This window comes from Kitasatospora sp. NPDC048194, from assembly GCF_043202455.1.
GTDB lineage: Bacteria > Actinomycetota > Actinomycetes > Streptomycetales > Streptomycetaceae > Kitasatospora.
Genome location: NZ_JBIDAK010000002.1, coordinates 378105 through 397765, shown reverse-complemented (window position 1 = coordinate 397765; position 19661 = coordinate 378105). Strand labels below are relative to the sequence as shown.

Here is a 19661-nt window from a genome sequence, read left to right as displayed (position 1 = left end):
AGAGACCATGAGCACCGCGTTCCAGCTCAGCCGAGACACCCATGCCTTCCCGGAGCAGACCGCGTACTGGACCTCGCTCCTGGCCGGCTGGGAGCAGCCCACCGTCCTGCCCCGCGACTTCCTGGCGCACCCGGGCGAGCCCTCCCACGACCAGGTCGCGGTGCCGCTGGCCGCGGACTGCGCAGCTCGCTGCCGCGCCCTGGTCAAGGACCGGCCCGCCCTGGGCCAGGTGCTGGTCACGGCCGTCGTGGCGGTGCTCGGCGCGCGCGCCACCGACACCGAGCAGGTGCAGGTGGTGACCTCGCACCGGCACTCCCCCGGCGCACCGGACGTCGCCTTCCCGCTCGGGCTGAGCGTCACCAGGCGGACCACGGGGCGCGAGCTGCTCGCCGCGGCCCGCTCCGCCTACCAGGAGGCGACCGCGCACCTGGACGTGCCCGTGACGCACCTGATGCGCTCCGAGGGGCACCTGCCCACCGACCTCGCGGCCGGCGTCGACGGGGAGCTCTCCGCGGCGCGGGCGGCGGACGCCGGGTGCGCCGTCCACGCCGACGTTCGGCTGCGCGACGCGCAGCCGCACCTCGTGCTGCGCTACCGCGCCGACCTGTTCACCGGCGACACCGCGCGGCGGCTGGCCGACGCCTGCGTCCACCTGCTCGACGCGGTCACCCGCGCCCCGGACGCTCCGATGGGCGACCTCCTGGACGCCTTCCCCGCCGAGCGCGCCGCCATCGCCGGATTCAACGCCACCGCTCGCGACTTCCCCGACGATGTCCCGCTCCACCGCTTCCTGGAGCGACAGGCCGCCCGGACCCCGCAGGCCGTCGCGATCCGCGACGACGGCACCACCTACGCGGAACTGGACCGGCGCGCCAACCAGCTCGCGCACCGGCTGCGCGCCGCCGGCGTCGGCCCCGGCGCGGTCGTCGGCGTGTGCCTCGCGCGCTCACCGCTCACCCTCACCGCGATCTACGCGATCCTCAAGGCGGGCGGCGCCTACCTTCCGATCGACCCGACCCTGCCGGCCAACCGCATCGCGTACATGCTGGAGCACAGCCGCACGGGCATCGTGGTCGGCGACGGCGCGACGCGGGACGTGCTGCCGGCCACCCGGACCTTCCTCGACGTGAGCGAGCCGGGCCTGCTCGACGGCGTCGCCCCGGCACCCGAAGGCGGCGCGGGACCCGACGACCTGTGCTACGTCATCTACACCTCCGGCTCCACCGGCCGCCCCAAGGGCGTCATGCTGGAACACCGGGCCGTCGTCAACCGGCTGGTGTGGATGCAGCGGGCCTACCCGCTGACGCCCGACGACGTGGTCCTGCACAAGACGCCGTTCACCTTCGACGTGTCCGTCTGGGAGATCTTCTGGTGGACGCTCGCCGGGGCATCGGTGTGCACCCTTGCCTCGGGTGCGGAGAAGGACCCCGCGGCGCTGGTCTCCCGGATCGCCGAGCACCGCGCCACCGTCATGCACTTCGTGCCGTCGATGCTCCAGGTGTTCCTGCAGTACGTGGAGCGCGACGCCGGCGCGCTGGCCTCGCTGCGACGGGTGTTCGCCAGCGGCGAGGCCCTGGGCACGGCTCATGCCGTCCGCTTCGCGGAGCTGTTGACCGGCCCGTCGGGCACCGAGCTCGTCAACCTGTACGGCCCGACCGAGGCCGCCGTCGACGTCACGCACTTCCCGTGCGCGGACCTCGACCCCCGGGCCGGCGTCCCGCTGGGGCGGCCGATCGACAACATCGTCCTCAGGGTGCGCACCCGGGCCGGCACCACCGCCCCGGTCGGCACCCCGGGCGAGCTGTGCATCGGCGGGGCGGGTCTGGCCCGCGGGTACCTGAACGCGCCGGAGCTCACCGCCGAGCGGTTCGTCGAGGACCCCGAACTCCCGGGCGGGCGCGGCTACCGCACCGGCGACCTGGCCCGCTGGTTGCCGGACGGGACGCTGGAGTACCTGGGTCGGATCGACACCCAGGTGAAGATCCGCGGCTACCGCATCGAGACGACGGAGATCGAGCACGTCGCCGAGTCCACCCCCGGTGTCGCCGCCTGTGCCGTCCTCGCCCTCGACGACGGCGGGGACCGCAGCCTGTGCGCGTACGTGGTGCCCGGCCCGGGCTACGACGAGGCGGCGGTGCGCGAGCGGCTGGCGGCCGAGCTGCCCGCCTACATGGTCCCGCAGTTCGTCGTCGCCCTGCCCGCCATCCCCACCACCCACAACGGCAAGCGCGACGTCAAGGCCTTCCCGCCGCCCCCGCGGCCCACCACCGGCGCCTCGGGCCCCGCACCGACGAGCCCGGTCGCGGTCCGGCTCGCGGAGATCTGGGCCCGGGTGCTGGGCGTGGCGACCATCGGGATGGAGGACAACTTCTTCGCCCTGGGCGGTGATTCGATCAAGATCGTGCGGGTGCTGGCCGAGGCGCAGCACAGCGGTCTCGACTTCACCTTCCAGGACCTGTTCGCCCATCCCACGCTGGCCGCCCTGGAGCCGCTCGTGCGCCAGGGCGCGCCCCGGGGCGAGGTGGCGGCGGAGGCGAGCGCGCTGACCCGCGAGGACGAGCTCCTGCTGCCGCCGGACGCCGTGGCCGCCTACCCGCTGTCCGCGCTCCAGGCCGGTCTGCTGTACGAGGTGGAGCTGACCGGGCACCGGCCCGGGCTCTACCACGACGTGGTGAGCTACCGCGTCGGCGAGCCCCTCGTGCTGGACGCCTTCCGCGCGGCCGCGGCCGCGGTCGCCGCCCGTCATCCGATGCTGCGCAGCTCGCTGCACGTGTCCGGCTACAGCGAGCCGCTGCAGATCGTCCACGCCGATGCGCCGGACCTCGTCGAGGTGACGGACCTGTCCGAGTTGGACGAGGCCGCGCAGGAACGGGAGCTGGCCGGCTTCTACGACCGTGAGCTGGCCCGCGGTTTCCGCCCGGAGGAGGGCGGCCTGGTGCGCGTCCGGCTGCACCTGCTGGGCGAGCGCGGCTACCAGTACAGCCTCAGCTACCACGCGGCGGCGCTGGACGGCTGGAGCGTCACCGTGGTCCACCACGACCTGTTCGCCGCCTATCTGGCCCTGCGCGCGGGCCGGGAGCCCGGATTCGCCCCGCTCGGCTCCGACTACGAGCGCTTCGTGCGCCTTGAGCGCGCCGCGGTGGCGTCGGCGGACAGCCGTGAGTTCTGGCAGGGCGTCCTCGACGACCACGACGGGGTCCGGCTGCCCCGGTACCCCTTCGACGCCGCGGCCCCCGCGCAGGCCCCCGGCGTGGTCATGCACGACGTCCCGCTGGCGGCCCCGGTCCCGGCCGCCGTCGAGCGCGTCGCCGAGCGGCTGAACGTCCCGGTGAAGTCGGTCCTGATGGCGGCGCACGTGGCCGTGCTCGCCTTCGTCACCGGCTCCGGCGACGTGCTGACCGGCTACGAGCACAGCGGCCGGCCGGAGGTCGTCGGCGGTGACCGGATCGCGGGCCTGTTCCTCAACACGGTGCCGTTCCGGGTCCGCATCGGCGACGGAAGCTGGGCCGACCTGGTGCGCGAGGTGTACCGCACGGAGACCGAACTGCTGCCGCACCGGCGCTACCCGATGGGTGAGATGAAGCGCGTGCGGCAGGTCCAGGAGCCCTTGTTCGAGGCCGTCTTCAACTTCACGCACTTCCACCTGCTCGACGACCTGCGCCGCGACCACGGGCTGCGTCTGGTGCGCAGCCAGGTCGCCAGCGAGACCGAGTTCCCCTTCCGCGCCGAGTTCTGGCAGGACGCCTTCAGCGGCGAGGTCGCGCTGTCGCTGCACTACTACCGCGACGTCTTCCCGGCCGAGCAGATCGAGCGGATCGCCGGCTACTACCGGCGCGCCCTGGAGCTGCTGACCGCCCGGCCCGAGTCCGGGGTCCGTGAGGTGACCCTGATGGGCGAGGAGGAGCTGGAGCTGCTCACCACGGGCCTGGCGGGCCCGGTGCGGGAGCTGCCGAAGGGCGGGACGCTCGGGCTGTTCGCGGCCCAGGTCGCGACCCGGCCCGACGGGATCGCCGTACGCCACCGGAGCAGCACGTTGACCTACCGGGAGCTGGACACCGCGTCCGCCCACCTCGCCGACCGGTTGCACGCGGCGGGGGTCCGGGCGGGTGACGTGGTCGCCACCCCGATGGACCGCGGCCTCGAGTGGGCGGTGAGCGTCCTGGCCGTGCTGCGGCTCGGCGCGGTGTACCTGCCGCAGGAGCCGGCCGATCCGCCCGCCCGGCTGCGCGCCATGCTGGCCCGCTCCGCGAGCCGGCACGTCCTCACCGGCGCCCGGCACCGGGAGGCGCTGGCGAAACGGCTGGCCGGTGACGGCGAGGGCCCCGCGGTGCTCTGCTACGAGGAGTTGATGGCCGAGCCGTCCGGGGACCGCGCGCCCGGCGCCGCTGCGGCTCCGGCCGATCCGGCCTACCTGATCTTCACGTCCGGTTCGACCGGCGAGCCCAAGGGCGCGCTGATCCACCACGAGGGCATGCTCAACCACCTGCTCGCCAAGGTCGACGCCCTGGGGATGACGGCCGAGGACGTCGTGGCGCAAGTGGCCACCCAGTGCTTCGACATCTCCGTGTGGCAGCTGCTGGCGGCCTGGCTGGTGGGCGGGACCACGGTCGTCCTCGACGCCGAACTCGTCACCGACCTGCCCGCGTTCGCCCGGGCCCTGGAGGAGGAGCGCGTCAGCGTGCTGGAGGTGGTGCCCTCGTTCCTGGACGCGTTGCTCGGCGAACTCGCCGACCGTCCGCGTGCGCTGCCGGCCCTGCGCTGGAACCTGGTGACCGGTGAAGCCTTCCCGCCCGCCCTGAGCCACGGCTGGTTCGAGCGCTACGACGTGCCGATGGTCAACGCGTACGGGCCGACCGAGACCTCCGACGACGTCACCCACCACGTGCTGACGGGCCCGGCGGCCGGCGAACGCCTGCCGGTGGGCCGCCCCATCGCCAACACCAACATCCACATCGTCGACTCGAGCGGCCGGCCCGTCCCGTTCGGCACCTACGGCGAGATCCTGGTGACGGGGACGGGCGTGGGGCTCGGGTACCTGAACGACCCGGAGCGCACCGCGCGGGCGTTCGTACCCAACACCCTGGACACGCTCCCGTCGGTGTCCGGACGGCTCTACCGCACCGGTGACATCGGACGCTGGCTGCCCGGCGGGGTCCTCGACTGCGCCGGCCGCCGCGACCACCAGACGAAGCTGCGGGGCTTCCGGATCGAGCTGAGCGAGGTCGAGGGGGCGCTGGCCGCGGTGCCCGGCGTGGACCACGCCGTTGCCCTGGTGCGCCGGGACGGCGGCCGGGACCGGCTCGCCGCCTGGTACACGGGCACGGCCGAGCCGTCGCCCGCAGCGCTGTCCGCGGCGCTCGCGCGCACGCTCCCCCGGTACATGGTGCCGGACGTCTTCGAACGGTTGGAGAGCTTCCCGGTGACCCGCAACGGGAAGGTCGACCGCGCCGCACTGAGCCGCCGCCCCCTCACCGACCGCCACCGGGAGGTGATCGAACCCCCGGCGAACGCCGCCGAGTCCGCGATGGTCGCGGCGTTCGGCGAGATCCTGGGCGTGCCCGCGGACACCGTCTCGGCCACCGCCGGCTTCTTCGACCTCGGCGGCCACTCGCTGGCCGCGATGCGGCTCGCGGCCAGGCTGCCCGGGGTGTCCCTGCGGGACGTGGTGGACCATCCGACGCCGCGGGCGCTGGCCGCGCTGGCCGCCCGGACGGCTCCGGGCGCGGCCGCCGAGCGGGCCGGGGACGGGTCGGCTGCGGGTCGTGGCGTCGACCCGCTCACCGATCTGACCGCGATCGCCGGGCTGGCGACCTCCGGCCCCCTGGCCACGGTCGTCTGCTTCCCCTTCGCGGGAGGCACGGCCGCCAGCTATCTCGCCTTCACCAGGGCACTGCACGAGGCGGGGGCGCCGGTGCGGGTGCTGGCCGCCGACTTCGGCCACGCCCTCGCCGACGGCGCCGACGTGCGGGACTTGGCCGCCGCGGTGGCCGACCGGGCCGAGGGACCGCTCGTGCTGCTGGGTCATTCGGCGGGCGCCGCGCCGGCCGTGGACACCGCGTTCGCGCTGCGCCGCCGGGGCCAGGAGCCCGCACACGTCTTCGTGGTGGCGTCCCTGCCCCGCTCCGACGACCCTGCGGATTACGACCCGGAGGAATCGCTGCGCCGTGGCGACGAGGAGGTGTGGCAGTGGCTCGGGCAGTACACCGGCCTGGACACGGCCGGGCTGCCGGCGGCCGCACTGCGCCGGATCGCCCGGGACTTCCGGCGGGACTCGGCCGCCGCGGCCCGCTCCTGGACACGGCTGCTGGCGCTGCCGGCGGGCAGCGCGCTGGACTGCCCGCTGTCGCTGCTGCTCGCCGCGGACGACCCGCTCACCCGGGACCACGAACAGCACGTGCACCGCTGGGCCCGGCTGACCCGCGAGCTCGACCTGAGCATCGTCGGCCACGGCGGTCACCACCTCAACTCGACCCGGCCGGACTTCCTGGCCGAGCAGGTCCGCAAGGCGGTCCGACGGTGAGGGCGCAGGCTGCCTACGAGCTGGGCGCGCCCCACGCCTTCCTCGAACTGCCCGATTTCGTCGGGGAGTTCTCGACCCACCTGAAACTGGAGGGACTCAACCCGGCCGGGTCCATCAAGCTCAAGGTGGCCCGGGCGATGGTGGAGAACGCCGAGGCCGACGGCGTGCTCAAGCGGGGGGCTCGGCTGATCGAGTCGACCTCCGGGAACCTCGGCATGGCGCTGGCCTCCGTGTGCGCCGCCAAGGGCTTCCACCTGATGGTGATCACCGATCCGAACGCCAACGAGCACAGCATCCGCTTCATGCGGGCGATGGGCGCGCATGTGACGGTCGTGACCGAGCAGGACGCCAACGGCGGGTTCCTGCAGACCCGGATCCGCCTGCTCCACCGTCTCCTGGCCGAGGACCCGTCGCTGGTGTGGCTCAACCAGTACACGAACCCGGCCAACCCCGGGGCCCACCGGGACGGCACCGCCGCGGAGATCTTCCAGGGCTTCGGGCAGCCCGACTGGCTGTTCGTCGGAACGGGCACCAGAGGCACCCTGATGGGCTGTGTGGAGTACGTGCGGACCACCGGGGCGGCCACCCGGATCGTGGCGGTGGACACGCTGGGGTCGGTGACCTTCGGCGGGCCCGCGGGGCGGCGGTGGATACCGGGGCTCGGAGCGAGCAGACGGCCGGAGATCTTCCACGACGACAGGTCCTTCGACAAGGTCCTGATCGAGGAGCGGGACACCGTCATGATGTGCCGCCACGTGGCCAGGACCTACGGTCTGCTGCTCGGCGGCTCCACCGGCACCGTGCTGGCCGCGGTGCGGTCCATGCGCGAGGAGATCGCGCCGGGCGCCACCGTGCTCGCGGTCTCCCCCGATCTGGGCGACCGCTACCTGAACACCGTGTACGACGACGACTGGGTGTACGAGCGCTTCGGCGTGACGGATCTGCTCGACATCGAAACCACCGACATGGCGAAGGCACAGGCATGACGACAGACAAGGGGGCACCGGTGGCGACGTTCTCGGTGCTGGGCGGCAGTGATGTCCAGGCGCTGCTGGAGGGCCGCGAGAAGGACGTCATCGAGCAGGTGCTCGCGGCGTACCTGACCCACCACACGGGCGGGAGCGTGAACCCGGACAGCTACTTCCTGCGTTTCCCGGAGAAGCCGGACGCCCGCATCATCGCGCTGCCCGCGTACCTCGGCGGCGAGGTCGGCGTCGCGGGCATCAAGTGGATCAGCAGCTTCCCGGGCAACGTCGCCAGGGGCGAGCCGCGCGCCTCGGCGGTGCTGGTCCTCAACGACTACGACACCGGCCGTCCGATCGCCCTGTTGGAGGCGGCGGGGATCAGCGCGGCCCGCACGGCGGCGTCGGCCGCGCTGGCGTGCACCGTGCTGAGCGACGCCAGGCCCGCCACCGTCGGCGTGGTGGGCGGCGGTGTGATCGCACGCACGCTCTGCCAGTACCTGCACGCGGCCGGCGTCCCGCTCGAGCAGGTCCGCTGCCACGACCTCGACCCGGTGTCGGCCGGAGCCCTGACCCGCCACCTGCGCGAGCGGTACGGTTCCGACGCCCGTGAGGGCGACCTCGCGGCCGCCCTGGACTGCGACCTGGTCCTCCTGGCGACCACGGCACCGGTCCCGTACGTGCCGGCCGACCTCCGCTTCCGGGCCGGCCAGTTGGTGCTGAACATCTCGTTGCGGGACCTGGCGCCCGAGACGCTGCTGGCGGCCGACAACATCCTGGACGACGTCGAGCACTGCCTGAAGGCCAACACGTCCCCGCACCTCGCCGAACAGCTCACCGGCGGGCGGGAGTTCGTCACCGGCACGCTGGCCGGTGTGCTGCGCGGCGAGGTGGTGTGCCGCCCGGACCGGCCCGTTGTGTTCTCGCCGTTCGGCCTCGGCGTCCTCGACCTGGCGGTCGGCCACTGGCTGTACCGGCGGGGGCTGGAGGAGGGCCGGCTGATGCCGCTGCCCGGTTTCTTCGGGGAGATGCGACGGTGGTGAGCGGGCAGCGGCCCGCGGCGGCCGATGCCGGACGTCCGATGGCCACCCGGCAGCTGGCCGCGGTGGTGGTGGCACGGGCCACGAGCTGTGCGGGCTTCTTCTCCTTCCTGCCCTACCTGGGGCTGTGGCTGGTGGACACCCAGGGCCTGTCCGGCGGCAGTGCCGGCCTCGTCGTGGGCTCCTCCATCCTGGCCAACCGGGCCGGTGCGGTGCTGCTGGTCCCGCTGATCAACCGGTTGGGGCTCAAGGCCTCGGTCGTCCTCGGCTACGTGGGGGCCGTTGCGGTCTTCGTCGCACTCGGTTCGGGGCTGGGGCTTCCGGCCATCGGCTGGCTGGTGCTCGCCACGCTGGTCGGCCTGTTCCTGGCGATGGCGACGACCGCGATGAAGGCCTCCGTCGCGGCCCTCCCGGCGGACCAGCGGCTGCGGGGGTTCAGCTACCTCAACATGGCGGTCAACGCGGGATCCGCGGTCGGCCCGGCCCTCGGGGGGCAGCTCCTGCACTGGCGCGCGGGCTGGTTGCCGCTGGCGGCGGCGGCGCTCCACCTGGTGGCGCTGGTGACGGCGACGGCGCTGCCCGGCACCTGGCGGCGGTCCGAGCGTCCGGTGCCACCGGCCGGGGGCGGCGGGCGCCGGTGGCGCGTGCAGCGCCCGTTCGTGGTGTTCTCGCTGCTGGCGTGCGGTACCTGGGTGGCGTACGCCCAGACGTCCGACGTGCTGCCGGCCTACCTGGGCGACACCGTCGACGCCCGCGACCTGGGCCTGGTGTTCACCCTGAACGCCGTGATGGTGGTGGCCCTGCAGGTGCCGATGTCCTGGCTGATCCGCCGGTTGCTGGACGCGCCGCGCGGCGGCTTCGGCGCTCTGTGGGCCGCGGCCTGCGCGGTCCTGGCCGCGTCCGTGCTGCTGTTCGCGCTCGGCCGGTCGACCGGCCTGGGCGTGGTCCTCGTGGCGATGGTGCTCTTCACCCTGGCCGAGCTGATCTGGAGTCCGCTCTACGACGCCCAGATCAGCGAGCGCCGCGGGACGCTGTCCCTACCGGCCGCCTACGCCCTGGCGGGTGTGGCCTCGGGCGCCGCGGAGTCGGTCGGCGCGTGGCTCGGGACCTTCCTGGTGGTCGGCCGCTCCGGGTCGGGACTGCTGTCGCCGGCGGCGTCACCGTACTGGGGCGCGGCCGTCCTCGCCCTGCTCACCGGCCTGGCCATGGCCTGGGACGGGCGCTCATCGTCCGCCGATCTACCGGACGCGCACGAAGGAGAAGGAGTTGACCATGAACTGGATGTGTCTGCTCGGACCTAGCCCCGGCGGGGCCAGGGCGATCACCCTGCACGGCCACCGGCCGGTGGTCCTGGTGGCCCCGGGCGTGGCGGTGCCTCGCGAAGTGGCGGCGCACGCGGAGCGCGTCGTCTTCTGCCCCATCACCGACCACGACGCGGTGCGGGCGGCGGTGGACCGCCTCATCGCCGAACTCGGTCCTCCGCGCCTGGTCCTGTCCTTCACCGAGTACGCCCAGGAGGTCTGCGCCCGCATCGCGACCGACCTCGGGCTGCCGTCCGTCTCCCCCGCCGCCGCGGCCCGTGCCCGCGACAAGGCGGCCATGCGCCGCCTGCTCGCGGACACGCCCTACGCCTGGCGGTACGCCGCCGGCACCGCCGACGAGGTCGCCGCCGCCGTGCGGGACGAGCCGGACGGTGTCCCGTGGGTCGTCAAACCGGCCGACGGTGCGGGCAGCATCGGGGTGTCGGCGCTGCGGTCGCACGCCGAGCTGGCCCGGTGGCAGGCCGAGGTGGCGGCCGCCGGGGCGCACGGGACGGCGGCCCAAGGGCCGGGCACCTCGCGGTACATCGCCGAACACATGGCGCAGGGGCCGGAGTTCAGCGTCGAGGCGGTCAGCGCGGCAGGTCGGCACACCGTGCTGGCGATCACCGCGAAGCAGACCACGGGCAGCCCCGGCTTCGTGGAGACGGGACACATGGTCCCCGCTGCGCTGCCCGAGAGCGACGCCGAGCGGCTGCGCGAGGCGGTGCGCTGCGTCCTGGACCGGCTGGAGATCCGTTACGGCGCAAGCCACACCGAGCTGCGGCTGGACCCGGTGCACGGGCCCGTGGTCATCGAGACCCACACCCGGGTCGGCGGCGACTGCATCCCGGAACTCGTCGAACTGGCCACCGGCCAGGACCAGTACGAGCGTGCGGTGGCGGCCTTGCTGGGTACGGCTCCGGTGCTGACCGCGGGCCCCGTGGCGCCGGGGGCGGCGATCAGCTTCGTGTTGCCGCCCGCCTGCGGCACCCTCACCGGCATCGCCCTCGTCCCCGCTGACGGCGTCCTGCGGTGGGACTTCGACCGCCGGCCCGGCGACGGCCTTTCGGACCTGAGCAGCTCCGAGGACCGGGTGGGCTACGCGATCGCCCTGGGCGAGACGGCGGTGGAGGCCATGGAGAGCGCCATGAAGGCGACGGCCGGCGTCCACCTCCAGGTCGTCGCCCCCTGATCCGGAGCCGGGCCACCGGCTCCAGGACGTCCTGCGCCCGCCGCCCCGGTACCTGGCCCGAGCCAGGTACCGGGGCGGCGGGCGTTTCGGTGCGGACCCCCTCAGATCCAGCGCGACTCCCGGGCAATGCGCAGCGCGTCGATCCGGTTGCGCGCACCCATCTTCGCCACCATCGATGCGAGGTAGTTGCGCACCGTTCCCTCCGAGAGGTGCATCCGGGCCGCTATCTCGGGGACCGTGTCGCCCCGGGCGACCCGTTCGAGCACCGAGAACTCGCGCGCGCTGAGCGGGCAGTCGCTGTTGCTCAGCGCCGCCACCGTCAGTTCCGCGTCGAAGACCCGCTCTCCTTGGTGCACGCGGTGGATGGCCTCGACGAACTGGCTCGGTGACACGCTGCGTTCCACGATGCCGGAGATGCCGGCGGCGAATGCCTGACGAACGAGGGAACGCGTCACCGCGGTGGAGAGCAGAATGCTCCGGCAGCCCAGGTTCGCGATTTTCTCGGCGACGTCGATCGCGTCGCTGTCCTCGCCCTCGAAGCTGATGACCGCGACATCGGGCCGGTGCGTCTCGGCGAATTGCAGCGCAGCGGAGGTGCTTTCCGCGGGTCCGACGACACGGACTTCCTCGCGTCGCTCCAGCAGTGCGGCCAGCGCGACGCGGGACAGATGCAGGTCATCGGATACCAGGACATCGATTCCCATGCAGTCCCCCTGACTAGTGACTCGGACAACTAGCTAGTCATTGTGGGGATCACGACTGGGTGAGGTCTGGACGCCGTCTATAGACGGGCCCGGGAGAGGAGTGTCGCCCGGTGGTTCGTCAGGTCACGGCTTGTGCGCTCCGTCATCGGTGGCGGGGGCGGGCCGGGGCAGGACGAAGAGCGCGATGAGGACGCCGCAGGCGAGGAGTCCGGCGCCGACCAGCATGCCGAGCGCGTATCCGTCGTTGAGCGTGGCGGGCGTGAGCACACTGCCGGTGCGGTTCGCGGCGACGGTGCCGAGAGCGGCGAGGCCGAGCGAGGCGCCGATCTGGCGCGTGCTGTTGAGCACACCGGAGGCGGCGCCCGCCTCGTGCGGTTGGACGCCTCCGGTGGCGATGGAGACGGCCGGCGCGAGGCACAGGCCGATGCCGATGCTGGCGAGGACGGACGGGCCGAGGACGTCGGCCAGGAACGAGCCGTCGGAGCGCATCAGGCCGAACCAGGCGTAGCCGAGCGCGGCCAGCGTGCCGCCGGTGATCAGCATGTTCCGGGGGGCGAACTTGTAGCCGAACTTGACGGCGAGGGTGGAGCCGACGACGACGCCCAGCATGAACGGCAGGAACTCGGCCCCCGCGCGGGCCGGGCTGCCGCCGAGCACCCGCTGGAGGTAGAGGGAGACGAAGTACAGGGCCGAGGCCATGGCGCCGCCGAACAGCAGGATGAAGAGGTTGGCGCCGGCGACCGAGCGGTTGGTGAACAGACCGAGGCGGATCAGCGGGTCGCGCTTGGTGGTCCGCTCGACCTGGATGAACGCGGCGAGCAGGGCGACGGAGACCACCAGCGTGAGCAGGGTGGTCGGCGAGGTCCACGCGTACTGGTCGGTGCGGACGATGCCGAACACGAGCAGGGCCGCGCCCGCCGTGGCCAGCACGGCACCCAGCACGTCCGGCCGGCCGCGGCGCGCGGCCGTGGCGTCCGGGGCGATGCCGTGCCAGGCGAGGGCCAGCGCGAGGGCGGCCATCGGCAGGTTCACGTACATGACCCACTGCCAGCCCGCGTACTGGGTGAGCAGGCCGCCGACCAGGACGCCGACGGCGCCTCCGGAGGCGTTCATCGCGCTCCAGATGCCGAAGGCCTTCACGCGCTCCTTGCCCCCGGGGAACGTCGAGGAGAGCAGCGCCAGCGCGGCCGGCGCGAGCGCCGCGGCGCCGATGCCCTGTGCGGCGCGCGCGGCCACTAACTGACCGGGCGCCTGCGCGAGGCCGCCGAGGAGTGAGGAGAGGCCGAACAGGCCGAGCCCGAACAGCATCACGCGCTTGTGCCCGTAACGGTCGGCGATCTTGCCGCCCAGCAGGAGCAGGCCGCCGAAGGTGAGGGCGTAGGCGTGGATCACCCAGGTCAGACCCACCTGGCTGAAGCCCAGGCCGCTGGCGATCTGGGGCAGTCCGACGTTCACCACCGTCAGGTCCAGCGACACCATGAACTGCACCACGGAGACCGCCGCGAGGGTGGTCCCGGGTCGTGCGCCGCGCGCGACGACCGTCGTGTTCTCACTTGCCACTTGCGTACTCGTCACCGCATCCAGCCCCTCTGCTTCTGGTCGTGCCGATGGAGTTTCCGACCGTGTTCCGAAATTAGCAGCGGGGACCGCGAGGTGTCGACCGTGCAGGTCAACACCCCTGCGAACCATGGGTGTCGGCGCAAGGCATGATGGGGCGATGCAGCGAACGAACGCACCGCGGCGACCTGTCGGACGCCCTCCCGTGACCTCTCGCGAACAGATCCTGACCGCGGCTCGCGCCCTCATCGACGAGTACGGGTGGGAGAAGCTCACGGTCCGCCGGCTGGCCTCCGAGATCGGCGTCGGGACGACGACCCTGTACTCGCACCTGCGGGACAAGGAAGACCTGCTGTTCCTGCTGATCTACGAGTACGCGGAGCAGATCCCGCACCCCGAGCTGCCGAGCGAGCCGCGGGAGCGGATCGTCACGGCCGCCGTCGCGATCCACGACGGCCTGGCGGCGTGGCCCTGGGCGGCGGAGGTCCTCACCACCGACGGGTTCATCGCCCGGCTCGGCGACTCGTTCCTCTGGCTGGTCGAGACGATCCTGGCCGGGGTCGTCGATGCCGGATGCCCCCAGGAGCAGACCGTCCGGATCTTCCGCAGCATCTGGTACTACACGGTCGGCGAGATCCTCGTTCGCGCGCACACCCGCCACCGCAAGATGGACGAGGAGGACCCCACCTGCCTCAACCCCTACTTCGGCAACGCCGACGGCCCGCTGCGGCACCCGACCCTGGCCGCCGTCGCCGGCCGGTGGGCGGCCCTGGCCGGGCAGGACACCTTCGAGCAGGGGCTGCGCGCCTTCGTCGACGGTCTGCTCGCGCAGTGCCTGGCGCACACCTCCGGGACCCCGGGCGCGGGGCCGAGCTGACCGTTCAACTGTCTACCGCAGGCAGTTGAACGGCGCGCGCCGGGCGCGGCTTTCCGTGGATCCTTCACCCATTCTCGTGGGTATTTCCTTTTCGCCCGCCCGCGCCTAACCTCGGTCGACGGTGGCGGCGGGCCCGGAAACGGGCGGACACCCGGCGAAGTCATGAGGAATGCACCTATGCGGGACCGGGCCCGGCATTTTAGCGTGACCGCATCCCGAGGAAACCTCTCCGCGATCCGGGCCCCGCGATCCGGGGCCCGGATCGCGGGGCGTGACCGTGCTCACCGTGAACCGCTCACCGCAATCCCGTGCCAGACGGGCATCGAACTCGGAAGAAGAGTCGGACCATGAACATCCCTGTCTACATCGCGTCGGCTGCGGCCTGGATTCCGTCCGCGGAATCGGCAGCGGAAGCGGTGGCCGCCGGTCAATACCCCGCTGACGACAATGCCACCAACAAAATACCCTGCCTGCCGGTGGCACCGGATGACATCTCGGTCCCGGACATGGGAGCGATCGCCGGGCGGAAGGCCCTGGAACGGGCCGAGGAGATCGTCGGCGGCCAGGTCGACCTGATCCTGCACGCGTCGATCTACCACCAGGGCCGCGACCACCACTGGAACTCGGCTCCGTACATCCAGCGCGAGCTGGGCGTCGCCGACGCCTTCTCCCTGAACCTGGAGGGGATGTCGAACGGCGGAATGGCGGCGATCGACCTGGCGATGGCCCGGCTCGAGGCCGGCCGGGGCACGAGCGCGCTGATCACCACGGCGGACCGGTTCTGTCCGCCCGGGTTCGACCGGTGGCGGGGCTCGTACGGCATCCTCTTCGGCGACGGCGCCACGGCGATGGTCCTCTCCACGACCGGCGGTTTCGCCCGCATCCAGGCCATCGCGTCGATCACTGACAGCTCCCTGGAACCGCTGCACCGGGGCACCGCCCCGTTCACCAACGCGTACGGCGTGGTCGAGAACGAGAACCTGCGCACTCCCAAGAAGTCGTACCTGGAGGAGGTCGGGACGGAGTCGGTGCTGCGGCGCGCCGAGGAGGCGCTGATGAGCGTCCTCGCCAAGGTGCTCAGCCGCACCGGGACCACGCTCGACGACTTCGCCAGGATCCTGCTGCCCAACATGGGGCACGGGCTGATGGAGGCCCAGTTCTTCAAGCCGCTGGACATCCCCGCCGAACGCACGCTGTGGAACTGGGGGCGCTACGCGGGGCACTTGGGCGCGGGCGACCTGACCGCGGCGGTGGCCCGCCTGGTGGAGAAGAAGGAAGTGAGCCCGGGCGACCGCGTGCTGCTGATCGGCACCGGCGGCGGCTACTCGGTGACCGTGGCCGCGGTGGAGATCGAGTCGGTGCCGCAGTGGCCCGAGACCACGACCGACTTCACCCTGCCCGCCGACGTCACGGCCTGAGTCCCGAACGGCTGCTCGCGCCGTAGCCCGACCCCGTTGAACAGCCGGCCGCGCGGATCCGGACCGCCGGATCCGCCGTCGGTGCGACTCGAGGAGAGCCCTCTTGGCCATGGACCGTTTCGTCCGCGCCTTGATCCAGTGGCAGGCCGGCAGCCGACCCGAACCGGCGCGCACGCTCACCGTGGCGCAGCAGCGCGAGCGCTACGCCGCCCAGGCGGCCCAGTTCAGCGCGGGCGCCCGGGACGCGGGCGTCGAGACGAAGGACCAGCTGATCGACGGCGGTGACGGCGAGTTCGGCGTCCGGACGTATCTGCCGCCCACCGACCGGGGGCGTCTGGTGACGTACCTGCACGGGGGCGGCTGGGCCGTCGGTGACGTCGACACGCACGACCCGGTCTGCCGTCGCCTCGCCTCCGAACTCGGCGCGGTCGTCGTCTCCGTCGACTACCGCCGTGCGCCGGAGCATCCGTACCCCGGCCCGCTGCGGGACGGCATCGCCGCGTCCGACTGGGCGGACCGCACCTTCCCGGGCCGCCGGCACGTGATCGCCGGGGACAGCGCGGGCGGGGCGCTGGCGGTGGGGATCGCGATGCACTACCGCGACCACGGCGGCGTGGAGTTCGCCGCGCAGCTGCTGGTGTACCCGGTGGCCGATCCGCAGCTGCGGTTCCCGTCCGCGCGCACCTACGGTTCGGGGTACCTGCTGGAGGTCGACGACCTGCGCTGGCACTACGAGCAGTACGTACCGGATCCGGCGCGCCGGAAGGACCCGGCGGTCGACTTGCTGGGCGCCGATCACCGCGGACTGCCGCCTGCGGTGGTCGGCACGGCCGAGTTCGATCCGCTGCACGACGAGGGCGTCGAGCTCGCGGTGCGGTTGGCCCGAGCCGGCGTCGAGGTGCAGCACGTGCCCGCTCCCGGCCTGGTGCACGGGTATCTCCTCATGGCCGGCGTCCTGCCGGCCGCCGCGGTGGCGATGGGCAACGTGCTGGCCGCCGTGGAACGGATGCTGACCTCGGCTCCTGCGGCGCAGTAGGGCTTGTCCGACCATTCGCGTCGTGTCGGCGGGAATGGTCGGGCAAGCCCTGGCGCCGGCCGCATCCCCTCTCCGGCAGCCCTGGTCCGTGCCTTCGCCCCTGCGGCGTGGAGCACGGACCAGGGCTGCGGTGCATGCCCGGGGGGAGGAGGCCGGCCCGTGGCCGCCGCAGGCCGGCCGCGGCAATCGCGTGTCGGCCTCAAGCGCTGGTGGGCGCGCCGTCGTTGCGGCGGCGGAAGACGTGGCCGGCGGTGGTGCTCACGGCGATGCGGTTGTGTCCGAAGCGGTCCTCGCCGCTGACCAGGACCGCTCCGTACCGCTCCAGGCTCGACCGGGCGCCGAACTCCTCGACCGCCGAAGCTCCGGGGTAGATCCGCACGAACGCGGGCACGTAGCGGGCCGAGAAGCCCATGCGCATCCGCTTGGTCCGACCGGCGTGCGGGTGCGAGGCGTGCAGGAGGCGCGACCAGAACATGACGAACTGCCCGGCCCTCAGCTCCACGGACACGGCCCGCGACTCGTCCGGCTGCCAGTGCGGGTCGATCTGGAGTTCGCGGTAGTCGTAGCCGAAGAAGCCGCGCCGGACGCCGTTCTTCACCACGGAGGTGTTCCGGTCGGGGTCGTAGAGCATGTGCTTGGTCTCGTCGTAGTGCATGGTGCGGTGGGTGCCGGGGATGAACTGCAGGCCGCCCATGTCGGCGGGGGCGTCGGTGAAGGCGCACCACACGGTGAGGCAGCCGCCCGGGCCCGATCCCGGCGGCCACTGGATCTGGGGCCGGCCGGAGGCGTTGGCGAAGGTGTCGGACTGGTGCCAGTCCGTGCCTTCGTTGCCCGGGTACTTGGGGAAGAAGTCCGAGCGCCAGCACAGCACGTCAGGCCCGAGTACGGAGACGACCCGGTCCACGATGCCCGGCTGGGTGATGTGGTCGGCGAGGAAGGCGTTGTCGAGGTGCCGGTCGTGGTTGGACAGGTTCGCCGCCTCCGATCCGTCGGTGGCGTCCTGGTACACCGCGCCGCTGCAGTCCGTGAGGTCCTGGCGGGTCCGGGCCCACTGCCGTGCGATCTCGTCGGGCTCGTAGAGCGTGAAGGGGCCCGCGTACCCGGTCCGGTGGAACTGCTCCAGCTCGTCGGCGGTGAGCCGGAAGTCGTGCTGTGGGGCGGACATGCCTCTCCTCGGTCGTGGCTCGGGACCTCTGGGCAGACGTGGACCGGCCCGGGAAAGCGAAGGGGCCCACGTGCCCGGGGAGCACGTGGGCCGGCCCGCGTCCGCGGCGGCCTTCTCGAGCGGCCCGCGGGCCGCGTCCGTCACCTCAGAGGTCATTGCGGTGTGGGTTCGGGTCAGCCCGCCATCGCGTCGGCCACCGGTTCGACCGGTCGGGCCGCTCGCGCCCCGCCGGCGGTGGTGCCGGTGGGCGGGTCCGGGGTGAAGGCGCCCGGCTGTCGCAGCTCGTCCAGGAGCTCGTCGACGCGCTCCGCGGTGAGGTGGCGCATCACGTACAGGTGGACGTACGCGCGGGCGGTGCCGTCGACGTGCACGGACTCGCTGGCCAGGGAGTAGCGGCGGACGATGTCCGCGCGGGGCTGGCGGAAGCGGATGCTCAGCGACTGCGGGCTGCGGGCGACCCACAGGTCGTGGCCCAGTCGCTCCTGCAGTGCGAGGAGTTGGCGGTGGGTGTAGGCCGCGAGGTGGTCGCACTCGGCCGCCAGCCGGGCCTGGTCGTCGTAGGAGTGACGGGCCAGGTAGTCCCACATCAGGAGCGAGGAGAAGCCGTTGCGGGAGCCCGCGAAGGTGGTGTCGGCGGCGCCGATGTACTCCGAGGCCCCGGGCGGGGCCATCTGCAGTCCGGTGCGGGTCATGAACACTCCGCACGCCCACGGCGTGCCCATCCACTTGTGCCCGCTCATGGTCAGTGAGTGCAGGTCGCCGAGCCGGAAGTCGAAGACCGGCGGTGCCTGCTCCACCATGCCCGCGTTCCGGGCCATCTCCAGGAAGGGCGCGTAGCCGGCGCCGAGGGCCCCGTCGACGTGCAGCCAGAATCCCGACCGTTCGTCCTGGCCGCCCTCCTCGCCGCGGCCGTGGTGGACGTTCCGCTTGTCCAGGCCGTACTCGGCGCAGATGGCGCGCACCGTGCGGGCGACCGCTTCGACGTCGTCGTAGGCGCCCTTGAAGGTGGACCCGTAGTTGAGGCTGACCAGGATGGGGTAGCCGCGGCTGGCGAAGAACCTGACCAGGACGGCGAGTTGTTCGACGTCGATGGCGCCGTCCTCGGTGGAGGGCACCTTCCGCGGCCAGGGGGTGCCCGGTGCGAGCGGGTTGTCGTCGGGGTAGCGCGTGGAGCCCAGGTCGTGGAAGGTGTCGATGGCCAGCGCCCGTACGGCCTTGGTCAGCGAGTAGTGGGTGTCCTCGGAGAAGAACGCCACCGGATGGAAGGCGTTCGGGCCGTCGCCCTGCGGGGCCTGCTCGACGCCGGCCTGGCCGGGCTCGCGGTGGCGGGTGCGCAGGGGCTTGCCCGACAGGTAGTCCCGTGCGTTCCACAGGCCGTACAGGTTGCCTTCGCTGGAGCCCATGGTCAGGACGTAGCCCCAGTACGACTCGGGGTCCTGCGGGTCGTGCGGCCACTTCGCGTGCCACAGTGACGCGAAGTAGTCGAGGACGACGCGTTCGAGCACCTTGGAGTTGAGTGTGTACGAGCTGGACTGGTACGGGTCGCCGACGTTGTTGAGGTGGCGGTTGAGGTAGTGCCCCAGGCGTTGTTCGTAGTCGAGGTCGCTGGTGACCTGGTAGCCGGCGAAGTTGCGGGTCTGGGTGTCCACGTGGCGGCGGAACAGTGCCTCGGCCTCGCCGTACTGCTGCGCGTCGAGCCCGGTCGGCGGCAACTGCACCTTGTAGTGGGGTACTTCGGGGACGTGGAGGTAGGCCGCCCTGGGGTCGCTGGACGGCGGGGTGCCGTAGGGGCGTCCGCCGACGACCCCCAGGCTGCTGAAGGTCTTCTGCCACGGTGTGTCTTCGGGACCGAACGGTATGTCCGCATGGGTTTCGGCTTCACGAACCAT

12 protein-coding genes are annotated in these 19661 nt (G+C 72.6%); 8 read left to right on the top strand and 4 right to left on the bottom strand.

Annotated features, from left to right (window positions below; translation table 11 throughout):
- The first annotated feature begins 7 nt into the window (after positions 1-7).
- From ACGF07_RS04305 to ACGF07_RS04285, 5 genes are read left to right on the top strand one after another with little or no spacing between them, the layout of a single operon-like run.
- Positions 8-6520, top strand: coding sequence for an amino acid adenylation domain-containing protein (locus ACGF07_RS04305; protein WP_392895292.1), 6513 nt, complete (start codon positions 8-10; stop codon positions 6518-6520).
- Complete coding sequence (gene sbnA / locus ACGF07_RS04300; protein WP_392895290.1) at positions 6517-7506, top strand: 2,3-diaminopropionate biosynthesis protein SbnA; 990 nt, start codon at positions 6517-6519, stop codon at positions 7504-7506. The genes ACGF07_RS04305 and sbnA overlap by 4 nt, the downstream gene beginning before the upstream one ends.
- Positions 7503-8525 carry a 2,3-diaminopropionate biosynthesis protein SbnB gene (gene sbnB, locus ACGF07_RS04295; protein WP_392895287.1) on the top strand — a complete coding sequence of 341 codons (1023 nt, stop codon included), beginning with the start codon at positions 7503-7505 and terminating at the stop codon, positions 8523-8525. The genes sbnA and sbnB overlap by 4 nt, the downstream gene beginning before the upstream one ends.
- Positions 8526-8563: 38 nt before the next feature.
- Complete coding sequence (locus tag ACGF07_RS04290; RefSeq protein ID WP_392895284.1) at positions 8564-9823, top strand: MFS transporter; 1260 nt, start codon at positions 8564-8566, stop codon at positions 9821-9823.
- Positions 9795-11015 (top strand): ATP-grasp domain-containing protein, encoded by a 1221-nt coding sequence (locus ACGF07_RS04285; RefSeq protein WP_392895282.1) that lies wholly within the window; start codon positions 9795-9797, stop codon positions 11013-11015. Before ACGF07_RS04290 ends, ACGF07_RS04285 begins: the two co-directional genes overlap by 29 nt.
- 101 nt (positions 11016-11116) lie before the next feature.
- Here the strand turns inward: ACGF07_RS04285 and ACGF07_RS04280 are convergent, their stop codons facing one another.
- Both ACGF07_RS04280 and ACGF07_RS04275 read right to left on the bottom strand, forming a co-directional pair.
- Positions 11117-11719, bottom strand: coding sequence for a response regulator transcription factor (locus ACGF07_RS04280; protein WP_350744109.1), 603 nt, complete (start codon positions 11717-11719; stop codon positions 11117-11119).
- 123 nt (positions 11720-11842) lie between these two features.
- The gene (locus ACGF07_RS04275; RefSeq protein ID WP_392895280.1) at positions 11843-13279 is read right to left on the bottom strand and encodes an MFS transporter; all 1437 of its coding nucleotides are present in this window, start codon (positions 13277-13279) and stop codon (positions 11843-11845) included.
- Positions 13280-13481: 202 nt separating this feature from the next.
- Here ACGF07_RS04275 and ACGF07_RS04270 point away from each other — a divergent pair, with 202 nt between their 5' ends.
- From ACGF07_RS04270 to ACGF07_RS04260, 3 genes are all read left to right on the top strand, one after another.
- The gene (locus ACGF07_RS04270; protein WP_392895277.1) at positions 13482-14153 is read left to right on the top strand and encodes a TetR/AcrR family transcriptional regulator; all 672 of its coding nucleotides are present in this window, start codon (positions 13482-13484) and stop codon (positions 14151-14153) included.
- Between the two features lie 476 nt (positions 14154-14629).
- The gene (locus ACGF07_RS04265) at positions 14630-15571 is read left to right on the top strand and encodes a ketoacyl-ACP synthase III family protein (protein WP_350744106.1); all 942 of its coding nucleotides are present in this window, start codon (positions 14630-14632) and stop codon (positions 15569-15571) included.
- A 109-nt stretch (positions 15572-15680) separates the two neighbouring features.
- Positions 15681-16607: an alpha/beta hydrolase gene (locus ACGF07_RS04260; RefSeq protein WP_392895275.1), complete on the top strand. Its 927-nt coding sequence runs from the start codon at positions 15681-15683 to the stop codon at positions 16605-16607.
- Positions 16608-16806: 199 nt separating this feature from the next.
- Here ACGF07_RS04260 and ACGF07_RS04255 read toward each other — a convergent pair whose 3' ends face one another.
- Positions 16807-17772 carry a chlorinating enzyme gene (locus tag ACGF07_RS04255; protein WP_392895272.1) on the bottom strand — a complete coding sequence of 322 codons (966 nt, stop codon included), beginning with the start codon at positions 17770-17772 and terminating at the stop codon, positions 16807-16809.
- Between the two features lie 173 nt (positions 17773-17945).
- Complete coding sequence (locus ACGF07_RS04250) at positions 17946-19661, bottom strand: pyridoxal-dependent decarboxylase (RefSeq protein ID WP_392895270.1); 1716 nt, start codon at positions 19659-19661, stop codon at positions 17946-17948.